Origin of the sequence: Cedecea lapagei (genome assembly GCF_900635955.1) — a bacterium.
GTDB classification, from domain to species: domain Bacteria; phylum Pseudomonadota; class Gammaproteobacteria; order Enterobacterales; family Enterobacteriaceae; genus Cedecea; species Cedecea lapagei.
Genome location: NZ_LR134201.1, coordinates 2,286,376 through 2,304,510, shown reverse-complemented (window position 1 = coordinate 2,304,510; position 18,135 = coordinate 2,286,376). Strand labels below are relative to the sequence as shown.

General features: G+C 55.2%; 21 protein-coding genes. 12 read left to right on the top strand and 9 right to left on the bottom strand.

The features are described from left to right. Nucleotides 1-9 precede the first annotated feature (9 nt). From EL098_RS11195 to EL098_RS11185, 3 genes are all read right to left on the bottom strand, one after another. On the bottom strand, nucleotides 10-567 hold the full coding sequence (locus EL098_RS11195) for an RNA polymerase sigma factor (protein ID WP_126358422.1): 558 nt from the start codon (nucleotides 565-567) through the stop codon (nucleotides 10-12). Between the two features lie 5 nt (nucleotides 568-572). Further along, entirely contained in the window at nucleotides 573-1,019 is a 447-nt protein-coding gene (locus tag EL098_RS11190; RefSeq protein ID WP_126358421.1) for a hypothetical protein, read from the bottom strand. Nucleotides 1,020-1,103: 84 nt separating this feature from the next. Next, nucleotides 1,104-2,159, bottom strand: a complete 1,056-nt coding sequence (locus tag EL098_RS11185) for an NAD(P)H-dependent flavin oxidoreductase (protein WP_126356285.1) — start codon at nucleotides 2,157-2,159, stop codon at nucleotides 1,104-1,106. Between the two features lie 91 nt (nucleotides 2,160-2,250). Here EL098_RS11185 and EL098_RS11180 point away from each other — a divergent pair, with 91 nt between their 5' ends. Then, nucleotides 2,251-3,099 (top strand): LysR family transcriptional regulator, encoded by an 849-nt coding sequence (locus tag EL098_RS11180; RefSeq protein ID WP_126356284.1) that lies wholly within the window; start codon nucleotides 2,251-2,253, stop codon nucleotides 3,097-3,099. A gap of 186 nt (nucleotides 3,100-3,285) precedes the next feature. Here the strand turns inward: EL098_RS11180 and EL098_RS11175 are convergent, their stop codons facing one another. Further along, nucleotides 3,286-5,976, bottom strand: a complete 2,691-nt coding sequence (locus EL098_RS11175; RefSeq protein ID WP_126356283.1) for an ATP-binding protein — start codon at nucleotides 5,974-5,976, stop codon at nucleotides 3,286-3,288. A 106-nt stretch (nucleotides 5,977-6,082) separates the two neighbouring features. On the opposite strand from EL098_RS11175, the gene EL098_RS11170 reads away from it, so the two are divergent. Beyond that, the gene (locus EL098_RS11170) at nucleotides 6,083-7,294 is read left to right on the top strand and encodes an MFS transporter (RefSeq protein WP_126356282.1); all 1,212 of its coding nucleotides are present in this window, start codon (nucleotides 6,083-6,085) and stop codon (nucleotides 7,292-7,294) included. A gap of 49 nt (nucleotides 7,295-7,343) precedes the next feature. On the opposite strand, the gene EL098_RS11165 is transcribed toward EL098_RS11170, so the two are convergent. Next, nucleotides 7,344-8,327, bottom strand: coding sequence for a Ppx/GppA phosphatase family protein (locus EL098_RS11165; RefSeq protein ID WP_126358420.1), 984 nt, complete (start codon nucleotides 8,325-8,327; stop codon nucleotides 7,344-7,346). A gap of 213 nt (nucleotides 8,328-8,540) precedes the next feature. Here EL098_RS11165 and EL098_RS11160 point away from each other — a divergent pair, with 213 nt between their 5' ends. Then, nucleotides 8,541-9,347, top strand: coding sequence for a 5'-nucleotidase, lipoprotein e(P4) family (locus EL098_RS11160; protein WP_126356281.1), 807 nt, complete (start codon nucleotides 8,541-8,543; stop codon nucleotides 9,345-9,347). Between the two features lie 68 nt (nucleotides 9,348-9,415). Then, nucleotides 9,416-9,667, top strand: a complete 252-nt coding sequence (locus EL098_RS11155; RefSeq protein WP_126356280.1) for a hypothetical protein — start codon at nucleotides 9,416-9,418, stop codon at nucleotides 9,665-9,667. A 69-nt stretch (nucleotides 9,668-9,736) separates the two neighbouring features. On the opposite strand, the gene EL098_RS11150 is transcribed toward EL098_RS11155, so the two are convergent. Further along, nucleotides 9,737-10,036, bottom strand: a complete 300-nt coding sequence (locus EL098_RS11150) for a hypothetical protein (RefSeq protein WP_126356279.1) — start codon at nucleotides 10,034-10,036, stop codon at nucleotides 9,737-9,739. Between the two features lie 359 nt (nucleotides 10,037-10,395). Between EL098_RS11150 and EL098_RS11145 the strand changes: the two genes are divergently transcribed. From EL098_RS11145 to EL098_RS11135, 3 genes are read left to right on the top strand one after another with little or no spacing between them, the layout of a single operon-like run. After that, the gene (locus EL098_RS11145) at nucleotides 10,396-10,785 is read left to right on the top strand and encodes a RidA family protein (RefSeq protein ID WP_126356278.1); all 390 of its coding nucleotides are present in this window, start codon (nucleotides 10,396-10,398) and stop codon (nucleotides 10,783-10,785) included. 23 nt (nucleotides 10,786-10,808) lie between these two features. Beyond that, nucleotides 10,809-11,789 carry a threo-3-hydroxy-L-aspartate ammonia-lyase gene (locus EL098_RS11140; RefSeq protein WP_126356277.1) on the top strand — a complete coding sequence of 327 codons (981 nt, stop codon included), beginning with the start codon at nucleotides 10,809-10,811 and terminating at the stop codon, nucleotides 11,787-11,789. Nucleotides 11,790-11,807: 18 nt separating this feature from the next. Next, nucleotides 11,808-12,437 carry a helix-turn-helix transcriptional regulator gene (locus tag EL098_RS11135; protein WP_126356276.1) on the top strand — a complete coding sequence of 210 codons (630 nt, stop codon included), beginning with the start codon at nucleotides 11,808-11,810 and terminating at the stop codon, nucleotides 12,435-12,437. A gap of 40 nt (nucleotides 12,438-12,477) precedes the next feature. Here the strand turns inward: EL098_RS11135 and EL098_RS11130 are convergent, their stop codons facing one another. Further along, nucleotides 12,478-13,380 carry a LysR family transcriptional regulator gene (locus tag EL098_RS11130; RefSeq protein ID WP_126356275.1) on the bottom strand — a complete coding sequence of 301 codons (903 nt, stop codon included), beginning with the start codon at nucleotides 13,378-13,380 and terminating at the stop codon, nucleotides 12,478-12,480. Nucleotides 13,381-13,506: 126 nt separating this feature from the next. Here EL098_RS11130 and EL098_RS11125 point away from each other — a divergent pair, with 126 nt between their 5' ends. The 3 genes from EL098_RS11125 (at nucleotide 13,507) to EL098_RS11115 (ending at nucleotide 15,489) form a co-directional block, all read left to right on the top strand. Further along, nucleotides 13,507-14,244, top strand: a complete 738-nt coding sequence (locus tag EL098_RS11125; RefSeq protein WP_126356274.1) for an SDR family oxidoreductase — start codon at nucleotides 13,507-13,509, stop codon at nucleotides 14,242-14,244. 25 nt (nucleotides 14,245-14,269) lie between these two features. Further along, the gene (locus EL098_RS11120) at nucleotides 14,270-15,166 is read left to right on the top strand and encodes an SDR family NAD(P)-dependent oxidoreductase (RefSeq protein ID WP_126356273.1); all 897 of its coding nucleotides are present in this window, start codon (nucleotides 14,270-14,272) and stop codon (nucleotides 15,164-15,166) included. A gap of 62 nt (nucleotides 15,167-15,228) precedes the next feature. Further along, nucleotides 15,229-15,489, top strand: coding sequence for a hypothetical protein (locus tag EL098_RS11115; RefSeq protein WP_126356272.1), 261 nt, complete (start codon nucleotides 15,229-15,231; stop codon nucleotides 15,487-15,489). A gap of 8 nt (nucleotides 15,490-15,497) precedes the next feature. Here the strand turns inward: EL098_RS11115 and EL098_RS11110 are convergent, their stop codons facing one another. Beyond that, nucleotides 15,498-16,016, bottom strand: coding sequence for a GNAT family N-acetyltransferase (locus EL098_RS11110; protein ID WP_164716820.1), 519 nt, complete (start codon nucleotides 16,014-16,016; stop codon nucleotides 15,498-15,500). A gap of 11 nt (nucleotides 16,017-16,027) precedes the next feature. Further along, nucleotides 16,028-16,576 carry a GNAT family N-acetyltransferase gene (locus EL098_RS11105; RefSeq protein WP_126356270.1) on the bottom strand — a complete coding sequence of 183 codons (549 nt, stop codon included), beginning with the start codon at nucleotides 16,574-16,576 and terminating at the stop codon, nucleotides 16,028-16,030. Nucleotides 16,577-16,666: 90 nt separating this feature from the next. On the opposite strand from EL098_RS11105, the gene EL098_RS11100 reads away from it, so the two are divergent. Together EL098_RS11100 and EL098_RS11095 are read left to right on the top strand one after the other, a co-directional pair. Next, a complete protein-coding gene (locus EL098_RS11100; protein ID WP_126356269.1) occupies nucleotides 16,667-17,248 on the top strand; it encodes a TetR family transcriptional regulator in 582 nt (193 codons plus the stop codon). Between the two features lie 97 nt (nucleotides 17,249-17,345). Continuing rightward, nucleotides 17,346-18,125 (top strand): alpha/beta fold hydrolase, encoded by a 780-nt coding sequence (locus EL098_RS11095; protein WP_126356268.1) that lies wholly within the window; start codon nucleotides 17,346-17,348, stop codon nucleotides 18,123-18,125. The last annotated feature ends 10 nt before the right edge of the window (nucleotides 18,126-18,135 follow it).

The window sequence follows — 18,135 nt, the reverse complement described above, 5'->3', positions numbered from 1 at the left end:
GCGGCGGCTTCAGCGGCCAGTCAGGTCGTCATACAAGTTGCGCAGCCGGGTGCGCAGGTACAGAACGGCTTTGTGTTTGCGGGAGAGTAGTGCCTGAACGCTGTCGCCACACTCTTGTGCAAGATCTTTGACGCTGTAGCCCTGAAGTTCGGTTTTGATGAACACGTCGCACTGAGCTGGCGGCAGTTCCGATAACGCGGTTTCAAGCTCTTCCCATAAAAGCTGCCTGAGATAGTCATCCTCCGGGGTTTGAGGGACGCCGAACAGCGTTTCGGCCAGCTCATCCTCAGGATAGTCATCTTCTTCTCCACCGAACCATCCCGCTAAAGGCAACTCCCGCTTTTTCCTCGCCCGGTCGGTCATTTCATTGCGGGCGGCGCGGAACAGCCAGGCAGCAACATTTTCTACCGGCTGCTCCACTTTCATTAGCTGATAGCTGACTTCCTGCAGGATATCTTCGGCATCTTCACGTACCGCCGTCCGCCCGCGGATAAAAGCTTTAAGTCGAGTGCGGCAGCCGTTAAGCGCTGTGATCAGCAGCGAATTCTTCGCCATTCCGGCTTTCATTTCCGTCACTCAGCATCCGGTTTTTTTGCGTTGTTCTCTTCCTGCTGCTGCGGACGTGGGTCCATTCTCTCATCCCGACGAGCGTGCCAGCCGCAGCTGTCAGGCTGGCCAAAACCAAACTTCTCACGACGATGCTGCATGAACTCCTCACGCTGTTCCGGCGTCATCTGCATCCAGCGTTCGTGCATGCGGCGACGGGCTTTGCCTAGCATACCAGGACGGAAGCCCAGGCCGCCGAACAGGATCCGGCATAGCGCCAGCAGGCCTAAGGATTGCCAAAAACCGATAGCTTTAACACCCAGCAGCCCCGGCAACACGGCATTCCAGAGCGTCATTACGATTAAGCCGAGCGCGACAAACAGCGCCGCACACAGAAGAATCGGCTTGCCCATGCGGTGGCTGCAGAAGCCGCGACGGCGCTGATTGTCTCGGTGTATATCAAAATCTCTCATCATTTTTACCTCATAAAGTTACTGATAATCACTTGTGATGAGGTAGACGAATCAGCGCTAAAAATATTGCTAAAAAAATGAAATTTATAGCCCGGCCTCTTGCACCAGCGTTTGCAGTAATTCCGCCGCAGGCATTTCCCGGATGAGATTTACGCCCTGCCCGGCCCAGTGTGCGCTGTAGCCGTGATGGCCCTGTTTTTTTGCGAGGCTGGCGAGTGCTTTCCCAATGTCATAGGCCACAGGATAAGCCGGCACAGCCTCTTTACCTGTAGCGCGTCCGTGGCGGCAATAGTCGTTATCCAGGCTTCTGGCTGCCCTGCCGGAGATGGCATGGGTCATGTCCGTCTGGTGCGAGCGGCTGGAGTTAAGCTGCTGCCGGTAGCCTTCATCGGCGGCAGACTCCGGGCAAAGGAGAAACGCGGTGCCGAGCTGTACGGCATCTGCCCCTATCGTCAACATTGCACGGATGCCGGCGCCGTCCATAATGCCTCCGGCGGCAACAATCGGCAGCGTGACCTGTTTTTTCAGCAGCTGAACCAGCGCAAAAGTACTGAGCCGTGTGTCCAGCGCCTTATCGTCAAACATCCCTCGATGCCCTCCGGCCTCGTAGCCCTGAGCAACAATGACATCCACACCTCGCGCCTGGATAAGTAGAGCTTCTTCAGGGCGAGTGGCCGTGGCGAGAGTCACAATCCCCCTGTCGTGCAAGGCCTGAACGACGCTGCGTTCAGGCACGCCAAAATGGAAACTGACCGCGGCGGGTGCCGTCTCCAGCAGCATTGCGAGCATCTCCTGATGGTTGATAAAGCTTTTGTAAATTTCGGATAGCGCTTCCGGCGGCATCCCGCCAAACTCAGCAAACAGCGGACGCAGGTTTTCAATCCAGGCTTGCTCAAGCGCGTTATCCCGCTGCGCAGAGGCGTGGCAAAACAGGTTTACGCTAAACGGGCGGGAGGTCAGCTCCCGGGTGTTTAGAATTGCCGCTCTGGCCTGATCCACGCTGCTTGCGCCAATACCCAGAGAGCCAAGCCCTCCGCTATTGCTGACCGCCGCCGCCAAAGCCGGGGTTGAGACGCCGGCCATCGGCGCCTGTATGATGGGATGATCGATAGCAAGCAGTTGGGTAAGTCTGTAAGACATGGCGGCACCTGAGTTAATGGGAGAGCGATGGCTTAACATCTTATTTTAAGATGGTAATATCAATATTGTTTTGAGAATGAGAATTAAAAACATGAACCACACCACACTGCAAATGTTTAAAATTGTCGCCGAAGAGCAAAGTGTGACAAAAGCGGCCAAAAGGCTTGGCCGCGTTCAGTCGAACATCACCACCCGCATCCAGCAGCTGGAAGAAGAGCTTGGCGTTTCCCTGTTCGTGCGCGACAGCAAGAAAATGACGTTGTCGCCGGAGGGAGTAAGCTTTCTCTCCTACACCCAAAAAATTCTTAGCCTCGCCGAAGAAGCGAGGCAGGCTCTGCATCCGGGCAAACCGGCTGGCACGCTGAATATCGGCTCAATGGAGGCGACCGCAGCCAGCCGCCTGATGCCGGTCTTTCAGCAGTTTCACCAACAGTGCCCCGAGGTCTGTCTGGCATTAATAACTATGCCTACCCAGCAGCTGCTCGAGCGAGTGCGTAATGCCTCGCTGGATTGTGCCCTGGTTAGCCTGCTGCCGAACCCGGAAGGCCTTATCGAATGCCCGGAAGATCTTGAGTTTATTAATGTGTTCAGCGAAAGCTTAGTGCTGCTCGCACCGGGTTCCGAAAGCAACAGCGAAGCCCGTCTTGCTGCTTTTCCCAAAGGCTGTTCCTACCGGGCTCGCGGCGAAGCTTTACTTAACCGGCTAAACGCCGTTGAGGTGCAGGAGGTGAGTTCTTACCATTCTATGGTTGCCAACGTTGCCGCCGGGCGCTGCAGCTGCGTGCTGCCGGAAAGCGTTGCCGCAACTCTTGCCCTGCCGAAGGACAGCCGACAACAGTTTGTTGCAAAGGCCCTCACCCAGCTTGTCTGGCGTAAAGGCTACGGCTCCCCCGCACTGGAAGCGATGAAGCAGGTGCTGGCCTCAGCCAGTAACCTTTGAATTTCCTGTTATCACAAGACCACCGGCCAGCAGCAGCGCACGACTCTCTGGTCTGAAATGCATTGTCATAGCCCATATCAATCTAAATTAAAGAGCATTATTTTTATATGGATCTTATTTTGAGATTTAATGATGATGGGGATGACAATCAAGTCAGTTCTTTACCGCCTGATACTGGCACGATGATCAGAGCGCGCTCAGGTCGGCTTCTATGCGCTGAGCCCAGCCTTTTGCCGTCTGGCTCTTCGCCAGTAATAGCGCGGACTGTAGCGCCGCACTGAATTCCAGAACATCTTCTGGCCTGCCGGCATATCGAATCTGCGCCTGCACCCGCATCAGCTCGGGCAGGTTCCACAGCGACTGGTTTATGTCGAGTCCTGACAAACGCTCGCTGATAAGCGCATCCGCTTCCTCCCGCCGGCCTTTCTGCGCCAAAGCGGCGGAAAAATCAGAGAGGAATAGCGAATAAGCGGGATCAAAGCCGTTGGCTCGCAACGTTGCCAGCATCGCGTGGATTTGCTGGGGGAGGATCGTTTCCGGCTGTCTGCGTAATCTGCCCCAGAACATAAAGGCCGAGGCATACAGCCGCCAGAATCCCAGGCCGTGCTCAACGGCAATCGTCTCGATCTGCGAGGCAATAAGCAGCACCCGATCGATATCTCCGGTCAGGGCCGCCAGGGTGCAGCTACCTTCCGCAAGCGCGGCGCAAAGTGAGCAGGCATGATCGAGTTCTTTTGCCTCCTCCACCGCCAACTGCTCCGCTCTCCTGGCCCTGGCGATATCGCCGGTCACCCATAGCGCACGCACCAGAAAGGCCCAGCCGGCCACTCGCTGATCCAGTCCGAAACGGAAAGGCGCTCTTTGACTGTCTTCATCAACGGCGCGATCCAGCAGGGCCTGAATTTCACGGAGCGCGGCCTGCTGGTCACCGGAAAAATGCAGCGCGGTGCCAACAAGACGGCGGGCGGTCAATAAGGCGCCGTAGTCACCGATTTCGGAAGCAAGCTCGGCCATTTTTTTGCCGTTTTCTCCGGCCTGCATGTAGCGCCCACTTCGCAGATGATACAGCCACAATCCATATTCAGCCTGCAGCTGTATTTCTCGGTCATTGAGCTTACCGGCAAGCTCTCCGGCTCGCTGCCAGGCCTGTCCGTTTTCTTCAACAGGCCCCTGTGCCCAGCCCAGAGCCGATCCTAAAGCCGCCTGCATCAGCATCTCTTCATGCTGCGTGGCGTGCCCGTTTTGCGGATTATTAATGGCAGCCGTGATGCGCTGACGGCATTCGCCGTGCAGCGAAAGCTGGATCCAGAACGGCGTGGCGTTAGCGAGAATACTCCGCCCGAGGGACGCGTTTTGACCGGCGCCAAAACACCAGTCCGCGGCTGCTCTGAGATCGTCAATTAAATAGCCGTACTGCCGACGCCAGTGTGGGCTGGAAACTTCCGTCCAGGCTTCTTTTGCCCGCACCATATTCTCTGCGGTCAAGTGTGCATGGCTGAGGGAAAGCTGCTCGCTGTCGTCTGCCAGCAGCGTGCGAGCGTAAGTGCGTACAATGGTGAGATAGCGGTATCTTGCCGGGCGGACACCGCCCTGAAATACCAGCAGCGATTTCGCCACCATACTGGCTACAACGTCACTTATCTTCTCTTGTTTTAACAGATCTTTTGCCGCAGCAAGCTCGAACTCGCCGGGGAAGATAGATAGCGCCTGAAATACTCGCTGCTCGTCTGCCTTCAGCAGCCTGTAACTCCAGTCCAGCGCGTCGGCCAAGGTTCTGTGGCGTGAGGATGTGGAAAGGCTATGAGAATCAGGTAGCGCTTCCCGACTCTCCAGGTCAGCCAGCACAGCTTCGGGCCCCAGACTGGCAGCGCGTGCGGCCACAATCTCCAGCGCCAGCGGGACCGCATCAAGCAGCCGACAAAGCGCGGTAACAGGCTGTACGTTTTCTTCCGTCAGGCGAAACTGGTAATCCACCGACTGAATCCGCTGTACAAGAAATTCTACCGCGCTACAAGTTTGCGCCTGGCGCACATCTACGTGCGCTGAAGGCAGCGCAAGTGGCCCAACGCGATACACCTGCTCGCCCTCAATTCCTAACGGAGTTTGACTTGTCAGCAAGACGTTAAGCAGGTCGTTCGCCTGCAGTAGACGCTCAATCTCCTGCGCGCAGGCGGCTGCCAGATGTTCACAGTTATCAATAATGAGCAGCGCCGGGCGAGTGCTCTGTTGCCCGGCGCCGCGAATGCCGGCTACTGCCGCGCGCAGGACCGGCACGGGGTCTGAACCCGGGTTCAGGCTGGACAAATCAGCAAAAAAAACGCCGTCGGGATAAAGCCCTGCGGCTTCCCGCGCAACCTCCAGCAACAGCCGGGTTTTGCCGATACCTGCGGGTCCGGCCAGAGTACAAACGGCGTATTCGAGCAGCAGCTTCCTGATCTCGCCCAGCTCTCTTTCACGGCCAATGAGCGGTGAACGTGGGCGAGGCAGCAGGGATGACGCGGCGGTGACGGGCAGTGATGATGTCGCCGCCTGCAGCTTGCTGACCGGGGCGGTAAAGCAGTACCCGCGCCCGAAAATCGTCGTTATCAGATTACGGTCCGCACCGAAAATTTTGCGCAACGCGGAGATTTGCGCCTGCAGGTTGTTTTCTTCAACGATTTCTTTAGGCCAGACGGTTTCCAGCAGGGTCTCTTTCGCCACCACCTGCCCGGCTTCACTGACCAGCAGCTTCAACACCGCCATAGCCCGTTCGCCCGGCTCAAGGCGGACGCCGTCCCTCATCAGCAGTCCCAGGTCCGGAAACAGCTGGTAGCGGCCAAAGACCACCATATCGTCATCTCTTGCTGAGCGGGGTTGAGTGTTGTCGGCAGCAGGCATCGCGTGGTCGCTTTCAGGTCATTTCAGAAGTCTGAAATTTTAGGGCAAAGATTAAGGATGGACAATCGTTCAGCATCAGGGCTCGTCATCACCAGAGAGAAACACCATGTCGGATAATCCGCTCGACGTCACCCTGAAACCTCTGCCAGAAGCAGAAAAAAATTCGCCTTTGACCACCACTCTGCTGCTCATTATGGCGCTCGCCTGCGGCGTGTTTGTCGCCAACGTTTACTACAACCAGCCGCTGCTGGAGCTGCTGCAGCAGGCTTTTCCTCAGCAGTTAGCCCTGGTGAGCCTCGCACCGACGGCCACCCAGCTTGGGTTTGCCGGCGGACTATTTTTACTCGTTCCGCTTGGCGACAAGATTAACCGCCGGACGCTTATCCTTTGCCAGTCGGCGGGGCTTGCTGTGGCGCTGGCTTGCCTGGCATTAGCACCCAACATTATCACCGTTATTATTGCTTCTGCGGCGGTAGGCGTAACGGGCTCCGTTGCGCAGCAGATTGTACCGTTTGCCGCAGAGCTGGCTAAACCGGAACGCCGTGGGCAGGTGGTAGGTACGGTGATGAGCGGCGTGCTTTGCGGCATCCTGCTTGGCCGTGCGGTCGGTGGTTTTAGCGGCGAGCACTGGGGATGGCGAGCGACCTTCTGGCTCGGCTGTATTGCGAGCGCCTGCGGCTGGCTAATGCTGTTCTTCACCCTGCCGCACCATACGCCGCGCAGCAAGCAGAGCTACCTGAGCCTGATGCGCTCCCTGGTTTCGCTTTGGCGTGAAGAGCCTTTGCTGCGCCGGGCCACCTGGATTCAGGCCGCCCTTTTCGGGTCGTTTATCGGCTTGTGGACGATTCTGGCGCTGCAGCTGCACGCCGCATTCCGCCTCGGGGCGGACGTTGCCGGCTTGATGGGCATTGTCGGTGCCGTCGGCATCCTGATTGCGCCGCTTGCCGGACGCATTGCGGACCGTCGTGGACCTTATGCGGTGATCGGGCTTGGCGCGTTGGTGATGGTTATCTCGTTTGCGGTACTCGGGCTGTGGACATCGCTGACCGGGCTGGTGATCGGCATTATCCTGATGGATCTTGGCGAACAGTCAGCGCTTATCTCTAATCAACACGTGATTTACGCCCTGCGCCCGGAGGCCAGAAGCCGCATAAATACCGTGTTTATGAGCGGAATGTTTATCGGCGGCGCACTCGGATCCTGGGGCGCAAGCCTGGTATGGCGACTTGGGGGATGGGAAATGGCCTCGCTGCTGGGAGGTGCTTTAAGTTTCGCCGGATTACTCATCCATCTTATCGGGCAAAGAAAACGCCGCTAGTGTGCAAGGCGGCGGCACGAAAAACGGCCGCCGCAGCTATCAGAGGACGTTATTGAATCAGCACGCCCTGGACCAGGTTAGCTTTCACCACGGTCACCTGTGGGATTTTCAGCGCCTCCATATAGCCCTGAACCAACAGCAGGTTACTGACGTCCGTTGCGCGGTAGTCGCCGCGCAGCTCTGAGTCCCCTTTCCAGACCTGGCTAGCGGAAGCTTTTTGCAGATCGGCCAGGGTATACACCTTTTCGTTAAGCTGCTTGCTGACGGAGAAGTCATGCACCCCGCCGATCCCGACAACGGTTCGGGTTGCCAGCGCCTTTTTCATCTCGGGACTCACGTGGGTTGTGGCATAGAAGCGAACAAAACGCAGGACACCGTCGCGCAGAGAGCCAATCGGATTTGGCGAGCTAACATCATGCAGGTCCTTGTTTTTCACCACATCGATGATGTAGTTCTTCAGCGTGACGGAGGCCAGCTTGCCCTGGTAAATCTCCGGCTGCCATTTGTCGTGTTTTTGCAGCCAGGTGGTCATTTGCATCGACCCGCCACCGATGTCCCAGACCACCATCTGGTCATCCGCCAGCGGCACCGGCATAGAGGCTTTTGCCGACAGGAAGCCCAGTTCGGCTTCCTGTGCCTGGGTGATAATTTTTAAGTTAACCTGGGCCGAACGGTTGAACGCATCGATAACCTGCTGGGCGTTAGACGCGCTGCGAAAAACGGCGGTTGCCACGCCGTTAAAGCGCGTTGGATGATAACGGGCTGCCTCTGCCGTCAGCTCCCTTAGCGCCGTCTGCCCCTGCTGCTGAATGGCGGGGCTCAGGGTATTGTCCGCGGATTTGGACAGATCTTCGTTAAAGCCGATCGGTCGCTGATCTTCGAACAGCACTTTATTGATACGCTGTTTGCAGGTATCCACTTTCGCGACCACCAGCTTGGTTGTACCCGATCCCATGTCGATGCCAGCCCTTGTCTCTTCGCAGCTATTGGCATGGGCTGCAAAGCTCATCCCAGGTAACGCCGCGGCGACCATCAGGGAAAAAAAATTGCGTCGAAATATTTTTGTCATCTTGAGTATCCAGTTTCGATCCATTAAAAAGCTATTGATAACGTAGCTTTAATATTCGGTAAAACATTTTTTAATAATACCTGCTGATTTTGTTAGTAAAAACGCCAGCATTGTTCAGTGCTGGTGCAGAAAGAGAACAACAACGTTAATGGTAATGGCAAAGGTAAGGACATAAAGATGAAGAAAAGTTTATTGGGTGGCGCGGTTGCGCTGGTGCTGATCAGCCTGACGGGATGTGCAAATCAGCAGCAGGCGGCTGAGCAGAAGCTGGCAAGCCAGACGGTGATGGCGGTTGACTGGTTCCAGCAATCCGGCGAGTACCGTGCGCTGGCGTACCAGTCGTTTAACAGCGCTCGCCTGGCGTGGGATCAGTCCGCCAAACAGAGCACGGCTAAGCGCGCCGTTATTGTTGATCTCGATGAAACCATGCTGGACAACAGCGCCTACAGCGCGTGGCAGGCAAAAAATAATAAGTCGTTTGACGACAAAACTTGGTCCCAGTGGACCCAGGCTCGCCAGGCGCTGGCCGTCCCGGGCGCGGTGGATTTTGCTAACTACGTTAACAGCCACGGCGGCACGATGTTCTATGTGTCAAACCGCGACAGCAAAGACTTCGACGCAACCGTTGCCAACATGAAAGCGCTGGGCTTTACCGGCGTGAGCGACAAGACCGTGCGTCTGAAAACCGACAGCTCCAACAAGCAGGCTCGTTTTGACGCCATCAAAGCCGAAGGCTATGACGTCGTGATGTACATCGGCGACAACCTGAATGACTTTGGCAAAGCGACTTATCATAAAGATCAGGCTCAGCGTCAGCAGTTTGCCAGCGATAACCGCAGCAAGTTCGGCACCCAGTTTATCGTGCTGCCGAACCCAATGTACGGTGACTGGGAAGGTGCCTTAGCGCCAAACTACTTTAAGCTGAATACGGCTCAGCAGGCCGAAGCCCGTGAAAACGCGCTTCGCGGCTGGTCTGGTAAATAAATGGTCTCGCCCCACCCGTGCGGTGGGGTTTTTTATGCCGCTATGCCAAAGCGAAGAGGAGGTTAGAAATGTCATCTCAAACTACATCATTAGTCAGAGTCATTGCTGACATAGCTATCGCACTCGAATTTACCGACGAGACACTAATTAATCCTGATGTAGCTATTGAGATCCAAGAGGGCATTGCTGCAACGCTTCAATCCCTGGATGAAACCGACCGGGAAAAGATAGCGTGTGTATTTGAAAACATCTCGGTACTTTATGATGGAAAGATTGCAGATTACGTCAGCTCCCTGCCCGCTGATTATGGTATCAAATAAGGAGAGAGTGACCCGACGATAAGAGTTGATGATTTGTTGCATTGTCGGATCATATCAGAGTCAATATATTCAGCTATCTTTCCAAAACGGCTTCAGTTCAACAGGAAGTTGCTCCTTATCAAATCCCACAAACCAGTACACAGTACCTTTTGGCCCAATCATCGGCACTTCTCCCCAACCCACATGAAATAATGCGCGATTCCAGTCAGGATTGAGGCGACCACGTCGTTCAAGGCGCTGACCGTTACAGGTGCCTGCACGGATTGAAGGAAAGTTAAGAAAGAAACTTAAAGGCATCCCTTCACTTTGCGCGCGTCGCAATTGTTGAGAGATCCAGGCCTGGTTACGTTGGCGAAGCTTTTTTTTCATAGGCCACTCATGCAGTAAGGCAATTAATAAAGTCAGTAATGATGCTGGTTCAATTGGCTGGTGCCTGGGGCGCAGAGATATCGTTTCTCTTTATATCTTCGACTCTGCTTACCATTTAATGGCTTCACTGTAATCCAGCGACATATATTGCACAATCACCTCCGTTTCGCGCTCAAATCTGACGGGCAGGTTTAACGGTGTTCTCTCTGTGAAATCTGTCTACTTAAATCTGGGCGGATACAACTAAATTCTCTTTGCCTTTCTTCCCTCTGGCCGTATTCCCGGTTGAAAATCTCTTGATCAACAATTAGTCCAGCTATAGATTATTTGTCTAATCAGAATCGAGATTGAGGGTAAACATGGTTCCGGACATCAAGCTGCGCAATATCGAGCACGTCCCGGCTCCCGTTGGGCACTATTCGCACACCACTACCGCAGGCGGGTTTGTATTTATTTCCGGGCAGCTGCCCGTTGCCGCAGATGGCAGCCCACTCTGCGATGCACCTTTTGAGGAGCAGGCCCAGAGAGTGCTGCAGAACCTCGAATCTTGCCTCGCCTGCACGGGGGTGACAAAACAACATCTTGTCTCCGTGCGCGTGTACATCACGGACATCAATCTCTGGCCATTATTCAACACAATCTACGCGAGATGGATCGGCGACCATCGCCCTTCCCGCGCTGTAGCAGGTGTTGCACAACTCCATTATGGCGCGGCTCTCGAAATTGAAGCCGTTGCGCTCTCTGAATAAGACAACCGTTTAAAGGTGGCAAAATGAGTGAATTAGTTCTTCCCGTTTATCAGGATGTGGTAGCCGCGGCACAGCGTATCGAGGGGCATGCCAACCGCACGCCGGTGATGACATCGCGTACCGTGAATGAAGAGTTTGGCGCTGAAGTTTTCTTTAAATGTGAAAACTATCAGCGAATGGGCGCTTTTAAATTCCGTGGCGCCATGAACGCACTTGCCCAGTTTACGCCAGCTCAGAAAAAAGCAGGCGTAGTGGCTTTTTCATCCGGTAACCATGCTCAGGCAATCGCGCTGGCCGCAAGGCTGCTGGGAATTCCTGCCACCATCGTGATGCCGGAAGATGCTCCGGCGGCCAAGATTGCCGCCACGCGGGAATATGGCGGTAAAGTGATTCTCTATAACCGTTACCTTGAGGACCGCCAGCAGATCGGCAACGATCTGGCTGAAAAATATGGCCTTACCCTGATCCCGCCTTACGATCACCCACACGTGATTGCGGGCCAGGGAACGGCAGCCAAAGAGCTGTTTGATGAAGTTGGCGACCTGGACGCGCTGTTTGTCTGCCTGGGCGGCGGCGGCTTAATTTCCGGCTGCTCCCTGGCAGCACGTGAGCTTTCCCCTGGCTGTAAAGTCTACGGCGTTGAGCCGAAAGCCGGTAACGATGCACAGCAATCATTCCGACGCGGCCAGATTGTGCGAATTGATACACCTAAAACAATAGCGGACGGCGCTCAGACCACCTTCCTCGGCGACTACACCTTCCAGATGATCCGCCAGAACGTCGACGACATTTTCACCGCCACCGATGAAGAGTTGATCGAGTCGATGAAGTTTTTTGCTGAGCGCATGAAAATGGTCGTTGAGCCAACGGGCTGCCTCGGTTTTGCCGCCGCACGGGGGCTTAAAGAGAGCCTTCGCGGGAAGCGAATTGGTATTATCATCAGCGGCGGCAACGTCGACATCGGCCGCTATGGCGATTGGCTAGCCCGAGCTGCACAGCATTAATCATCAGGAGAGAATAGCGTGACAAAACCAGAAGATAACGCTCTGTTAGAGCAGCTCGATAACATTGCCCGGGGGATTAGCGAAACCTTCGCGCCATTTTGTGAGGTTGTGGTACATGACCTGAAACAGCCGCAGCACTCTATTCTCTCCATACATAACAACCTGTCGGGCCGTCAAGTTGGCGAGGCCGCAACCGAAATGGGCCTGGCACGCATCGCTTCTCCGGATTTTCCGGTTGTTGTCGCCAATTATGCCAACCAGTTTGCCGATGGCCGCCCGGTAAAAAGCACCTCCATTGGGCTGAAAGATGCCTCCGGCAGCTATGTTGCCGCGCTCTGCCTGAATCTGGATATGACCTTATTCAGGGGCATGAAGAGCATGCTGGATCGGTTTACTGATACTGCTGCCGGCCCGGTGGAAGAACACATTGAGCCAGCAGGTTCGGAGGCTATCAGGCTGAGAATCGATCGATATGCCGCAGGTCTGGCCACAACGCCGCGCGCGCTGAAAACGTCGGAAAGAATTGAGCTGTTGCAGACGCTGAAAAAAGAAGGATTACTGGATATCCGTAAATCGATGGAAACCGTGGCGCAGCATCTGGGCATTTCGCGGGCGTCGGTTTATTTGTATGCAAAACAACACCAATAGCGTAGTTGAGATGCTCAGCGACGCTGTTTTCAACCGGTAATCAGGCAGGAAAACGGGCGCTGTATATCTCCCTAAGCCAGTCGATAAACACGCGAACACGTGGGGAAAGCTGTCGGTTTTGAGTGTATAACGCAGACACGGCAATGGCCGGACTTTGCCAGTGACTCATGACTTCAACCAGGCGTCCCTCTGCCAAAGCCTGCTCAACATGGTAGCGCGGCAGCTGTACCAGACCGCAGCCGCGAAGTGCACAGATAACATAGTTTTCCGCTTCATTGACCGTCACCCAGCCTTCAGGCGAGAAGGCCCGTCGCTCATTGTTGATAATGAATTCGATGGGGTAGTTCAGCCCCCCTGTCGTCGAGAAAAAGTTAACGCACTGGTGCCGCTCAAGGTCATCCGGATGCTCAGGCACGCCAAAAGCAGCCAGATAATCAGGGCTGGCGCAGACAACTTGCGGCAAATGGGCCAGGTGACGGGCAACCAGCGATGAATCCTGCAGTTTGCCGGCGCGCACCACGCAGTCTATCCCCTCACGGACCAGATCAACCAGCCTGTCGCCGCTGCTGATAATCATTTCAATATCCGGGTAACGCCGATGAAATTCGTCAAGCTGCGGCAGGACTATCTGTGACGCATGCGTCCCCTGCAGATCGATACGCAAAATACCTCGAGGTTTGGCGACCACGGGGCGCAGCGCGGCCTCTGCATCATTCAGCTCGGCCAGAATGTATACGCAGCGCTGGTAATAGGCTTTACCGTCATGGGAGGCGCGTACGTGCCGGGTCGTTCGCTCCAGCAGACGGCAGCCAAGCTGGCCTTCCAGCTCTTTAATGGCATTGCTTGCCGTTGCTCTTGGAATACCGAGCTGGTCGGCGGCCTGGCTGAAACTCCCCAGCTCAACAATGCGGGTAAACAGCTGCAGCGTGTCGAATTTATCCATCTGCCATTATTAATAAAAATGGAATTATCTAATCAAATTAGCACCGTTTATCCCAAATTCAAAAACATTAACAATAAGCCCACGCACCCACTCCGGGTGAGCCTCTGACAGAATCAGGAGAACACCATGACGACAGCAAAGAAAACAGCTCTGGTAACGGGCGCTTCCCGCGGCATTGGCCGGGCAATTGCCGAAAGGCTGGCGCGTGATGGCTTCACCGTCATCGTTAACTATGCCGGTAATAAGAGCAGCGCGGACGAAACCGTACGGGTTATTGAGGCGAACGGCGGCGAGGCCGTGGCGATTCAGGCCGATGTCTCATCTGAAAGCGACGTTGCTCGCCTGTTTGCCGAAGCCAAAGCCATCAACAACCAGCTCGATGTCGTCGTACACAGCGCAGGGATTATGCCGATGGTAAAAATCACGCCGGCCGGCCTTGCGGAGTTTGACAAAATCATCAGCACAAACCTGCGAGGCGCGTTTATGGTGCTGGCAAATGCCGCCGAATCGCTGGGCGAAGGCGGACGGATTATCGCCATTTCAACCAGCGTTATCGCAAAATCGTTCCCCGCATATGGCCCTTACATTGCCTCCAAGGCGGGCGTTGAAGGCCTGGTTCACGTTCTGGCCAACGAGCTGCGCGGCCGTAATATCACCGTTAATGCCGTAGCGCCAGGGCCAACCGGCACCGATCTGTTCCTGCACGGTAAAACCGAAGAGCAAATCCAGGCCATCGCCAGCCTCGCCCCGCTCGGCCGTATTGGCAAGCCTGAAGAAATCGCCAGCATCGTCGCCACGCTCGCAGGCCCCGACGGCAGTTGGGTGAATTCACAGGTCATCCGCGTCAACGGCGGCTTTGCTTAACTTAAGCGACGAACGGGAGAAAATAATGCAGCAGATCATTCTGATAACCGGCGCCTCCAGTGGCTTTGGAGCGTTATCCGCTCGCGCCCTTGCCCGCGCCGGGCACACCGTCTACGCCAGTATGCGTGACATCGCGGGCCGCAATGCTCCTCAGGTTGAAAGTCTGAAGGATTACGCGTGGCATCACAGCGTTGATCTCCGTGCTATTGAGCTGGACGTGCAGTCCGAGGCCTCTGCGGAGGCGGCAGTCGCACAGATTATCGCTGAGCAAGGCCGGCTGGACGTCGTGGTGCACAATGCCGGACACATGTCCTATGGCCCCGCCGAGGCCTTCCTGCCGGAGCAGTTCAGCCAGCTATTTGATATTAATGTACTTGGCACCCAGCGCGTAAACAGAGCTGCGCTACCGCAGCTACGCCAGCAGAGAAAAGGCCTGGTGCTATGGGTAGGAAGCAGCAGCACTCGCGGAGGCACTCCGCCTTATCTGGCTCCCTATTTTGCCGCAAAAGCCGCAATGGATGCCGTCGCCGTGAGCTACGCCGCCGAGCTGAGCCGCTGGGGAATTGAAAGTTCGATTCTGGTACCCGGTGCCTTTACCAGCGGTACAAACCATTTTCTGCATTCTGGCAGGCCCGCGGATACAGCGCGCGAACAGGCCTACGCAAAACTGGGGCCAACGGCTGGTCTGGAAGACGAAGCGCTGAAAGGCCTGGCGGCCTGCGAGCCGGAAGATGCCGATGTAGCAAGCGTGGCGGCCGCGATGGTAAACATCGTTAATTCGCCGTACGGCAAACGACCGTTCCGCGTACATGTTGATCCCTCAGATGACGGTGCCGAGGTTGTGAGCGCGGTGGCAGATCGCATTCGCAAAGAGTTTTTGCGGCGCATTGGCTTAGGCGACCTGCTCGCCCCGCGCCAGTAAATTCCCTTTCTTGCGGCTTGTCTTATAAACGATAAGCCGCAGGTTTTTTGCTGGAGTGTTTTATGCGCACGCTGTTATTTCTGCTGAGCGGCGGCTTGCTCGCCTGTGGTTGTTACCTGCTTATATGGCTATTTATCCCGCACTATCCGCCGGCCAGGACCATCATCGCCAGAGGTTTTGCCGTGCTGTGGTGCCTGGTTGCGGCATCGAATATGCTGACAGGCGTCATCAAGGCTGGCTATGGCTGGGGCGAAGAACTGACGATCTTCTTTATCATTTTCGCCCTGCCCGCTGCTCCGCTGCTGTGGATTGCTGAAAGTTGATCCCGGCGTTACTCATCATGCTCCTCAATGGTGTCCATCAGCGCCAAAAATGCCTGCCTGTCGTAGGTTTTGGCGCCGCACAGTACATCATAGAGATTGCCGTGAATGTGCTGCTGATGACCCGTTTTGTGGAAACCGTTTCGTAAATAAAACGCCTGCCGTTTTAAGCGCTGCCCGAAGTTATCTGCCCGTTTATCCGGCGGCTCAATGCAAAGCACCAAAGGCCGGTTTTTTGCATCGGCCTTGAGCAATTTCAGCGCCTGACTGCCGTAGCCAATCGAGCGCAGCTGCGGTGCGATAGCAAGAAATGAAAGAAAACGGATCTCTTCATCCGGGATCAAAACATAAAACCCCACCACGCTATTTCCATCACACAGGCATTTGGCTTCCACGAGCTGCTGTTCAATTAAGGGAAAGAAGACCTTCAGCGGTACTCTTTGCTCATCGGGAAAAGCGTGCAGATTAATCCTCTCTGCCGCCAGATAATGTCCGGACCCTGGAACTAAATCTTCGGTGTGCAGTGACATAGAATTCATCCTTACTCCCTGGCCGTTCGCCATTGCTGCTCGGTAAGCTGGTACTCAACGCCCTGTTCATCATCCATGGCGAAATGCCGCTTAAAGTGCAACCCTGCGGCCCGCATGGTTGCCTGAGAGCCGATATTATCCAGGCTTGTGCGCGAAATAATTTGCTGAAGCCCCACGGCATTAAATCCATACTCAATCAGCGCCAGCGAGCCTTCCGTTCCCAGTCCCTGACGCCAAAATTTCTTCATCAGGCGGTAACCAAGCTCGCCCGTTTCGCTGCCGTAATTTTCCCCTGGCGGTTGCGTTTCGACTTCATAAGGCACACAGAGGATCCAAAATCCCACAAAGTCATCCTCCATAAAACCGGCCCAATAACCCAGCCCTCTTTCACTGGCGGCAATCACCTCAGCAAGCTCCGTGCGGCAGCTGTTTGCGTCCTGCGGGCCACCTAAATAGCGCATCACATCCTTGTCGGCATCCATGGCAATTTGGTGGTTTAGATGAGCCTCAGCCAAAGGTATTAATTTCAATCGTCCGGTATTCAGCGTTGTCTGTATCATATTCTTCCATTTTTCCTTTTGTTGAACGCGTGTTCATATTATTATGAACCAATCTTGAACGGATGTTCAATACTAATTTAAAGAGGCAATATGAGCTACCTTTCACGTGAGGATCGCAAGCGGCAGATTCTGGACACGGCAATCGTTCTTGTCCTTGAACAGGGACTGGAAGCCCTTACCGCCCGGAGCGTAACAGCCCGGGCAGGAACGTCCACCGGGCAGATCCACCACCACTACGGCTCGCTCTCCGAGCTGCAGGCCGAAGTTTTTGAGGCCATCACAAAACGTTACTTAGAGGAGGAACTGCCCGCCGGGCTTGCGCTGGACGAGCAGCTGCTCTACATGCTCGACCCCGGCGATCGCGAAGTGATTGGCCCCTATTTAAGGCTATGGAGTGATGCGGAGAAGCTGATTGAAAAAAATGAGCCGTTGCGAGAGGTTTATGAAAAGGCACTGATCGGCTGGCAGCAGCTGATTGTCTCGGCAATTGAGAGCGGCACCCGCAAGGGTGAACGTCGGCTTAAAACAGGCACGGCTGATGAGGCGGCGTGGAGGCTGATTGCTGCCGCGCTCGGGCTTGAAAATCTCGCGGCATCCCGGCTATCCGTTCTGCCCGATAATTTTGTGGTTGATGCATTAACCGTGTTTATCGCCAATGAACTTGCCGGATAAAGTTTGTCATTTTTTTGTCATTTCCACGTCAGCACTTTGTTGGCACGCGATAGCTAAATTGGCCATGACCCCCTTTGTTAAATCCTGAGGATAAATCATGAAATTACGCCATCTCTCTGCTATCGCCACCTTTGTGCTGGCATCTCTTGGTGCTACGGCGGCCAACGCAGATACCGCGCCTGCGCCGCAGGCAGTGAAAAATATCGTGCTGGTGCACGGGCTGTTTGCCGATGGCTCAAGCTGGGGCAAGGTTATCCCGCTGCTGCAGGCGAAAGGGCTGCACGTTACGGCAGTGCAGAACCCAACGACCTCTTTAGATAACGATGTTGCCGCGGTGAAACGTGCCCTGGCGCAGCAAAACGGCCCGGTTATCCTGGTGGCGCATTCCTACGGCGGCATGGTCATCAGCCAGGCGGGCGATGAACCTGAGGTTAAAGGCCTGGTCTATATCGCTGCGCGCGCACCAGAAGCGGGTGAAGATTACCCGGCGCTCACTAAAAAGTACCCTGCTGCTCCGGCTTCCGCTGGCCTGAAATGGAACGATGACGGCTACGGCGCCCTTAGCGAGTCTGCATTTATCCATGACTTCGCCGGTGACCTGCCGGAAAGCGAAGCTAAGGCGTATTACGCGGTACAGCAGCCAATCGGTAAAGCCATTACGATGGCGAAAACGACAGTTGCCGCCTGGCACAACAAACCAACCTGGTATGCGGTGTCTACGGAAGACCGCACCATTAACCCGGACCTGGAGCGTTTTATGGCCAGACGCATGCACGCCCAGACCATCGAGCTGAAATCCAGCCACGTGTCGCTGATTTCACAGCCAGAAGCGGTCGCTAACCTGATCATGAAGGCCGCTCACGTGCCTGGCTACTAAGGTTCGCACA

Coding starts and splice junctions, on each gene's coding strand:
- EL098_RS11100 (WP_126356269.1), top strand. CDS start 16,667: ATGAGCTACCTTTCACGTGAGGATCGCAAGCGGCAGATTCTGGACACG.
- EL098_RS11125 (WP_126356274.1), top strand. CDS start 13,507: ATGACGACAGCAAAGAAAACAGCTCTGGTAACGGGCGCTTCCCGCGGC.
- EL098_RS11190 (WP_126358421.1), bottom strand. CDS start 1,019: ATGAGAGATTTTGATATACACCGAGACAATCAGCGCCGTCGCGGCTTC.
- EL098_RS11120 (WP_126356273.1), top strand. CDS start 14,270: ATGCAGCAGATCATTCTGATAACCGGCGCCTCCAGTGGCTTTGGAGCG.
- EL098_RS11185 (WP_126356285.1), bottom strand. CDS start 2,159: ATGTCTTACAGACTTACCCAACTGCTTGCTATCGATCATCCCATCATA.
- EL098_RS11150 (WP_126356279.1), bottom strand. CDS start 10,036: ATGAAAAAAAAGCTTCGCCAACGTAACCAGGCCTGGATCTCTCAACAA.
- EL098_RS11180 (WP_126356284.1), top strand. CDS start 2,251: ATGAACCACACCACACTGCAAATGTTTAAAATTGTCGCCGAAGAGCAA.
- EL098_RS11170 (WP_126356282.1), top strand. CDS start 6,083: ATGTCGGATAATCCGCTCGACGTCACCCTGAAACCTCTGCCAGAAGCA.
- EL098_RS11105 (WP_126356270.1), bottom strand. CDS start 16,576: ATGATACAGACAACGCTGAATACCGGACGATTGAAATTAATACCTTTG.
- EL098_RS11155 (WP_126356280.1), top strand. CDS start 9,416: ATGTCATCTCAAACTACATCATTAGTCAGAGTCATTGCTGACATAGCT.
- EL098_RS11095 (WP_126356268.1), top strand. CDS start 17,346: ATGAAATTACGCCATCTCTCTGCTATCGCCACCTTTGTGCTGGCATCT.
- EL098_RS11165 (WP_126358420.1), bottom strand. CDS start 8,327: ATGGTCGCCGCGGCGTTACCTGGGATGAGCTTTGCAGCCCATGCCAAT.
- EL098_RS11115 (WP_126356272.1), top strand. CDS start 15,229: ATGCGCACGCTGTTATTTCTGCTGAGCGGCGGCTTGCTCGCCTGTGGT.
- EL098_RS11110 (WP_164716820.1), bottom strand. CDS start 16,016: ATGTCACTGCACACCGAAGATTTAGTTCCAGGGTCCGGACATTATCTG.
- EL098_RS11130 (WP_126356275.1), bottom strand. CDS start 13,380: ATGGATAAATTCGACACGCTGCAGCTGTTTACCCGCATTGTTGAGCTG.
- EL098_RS11175 (WP_126356283.1), bottom strand. CDS start 5,976: ATGCCTGCTGCCGACAACACTCAACCCCGCTCAGCAAGAGATGACGAT.
- EL098_RS11145 (WP_126356278.1), top strand. CDS start 10,396: ATGGTTCCGGACATCAAGCTGCGCAATATCGAGCACGTCCCGGCTCCC.
- EL098_RS11195 (WP_126358422.1), bottom strand. CDS start 567: ATGAAAGCCGGAATGGCGAAGAATTCGCTGCTGATCACAGCGCTTAAC.
- EL098_RS11140 (WP_126356277.1), top strand. CDS start 10,809: ATGAGTGAATTAGTTCTTCCCGTTTATCAGGATGTGGTAGCCGCGGCA.
- EL098_RS11160 (WP_126356281.1), top strand. CDS start 8,541: ATGAAGAAAAGTTTATTGGGTGGCGCGGTTGCGCTGGTGCTGATCAGC.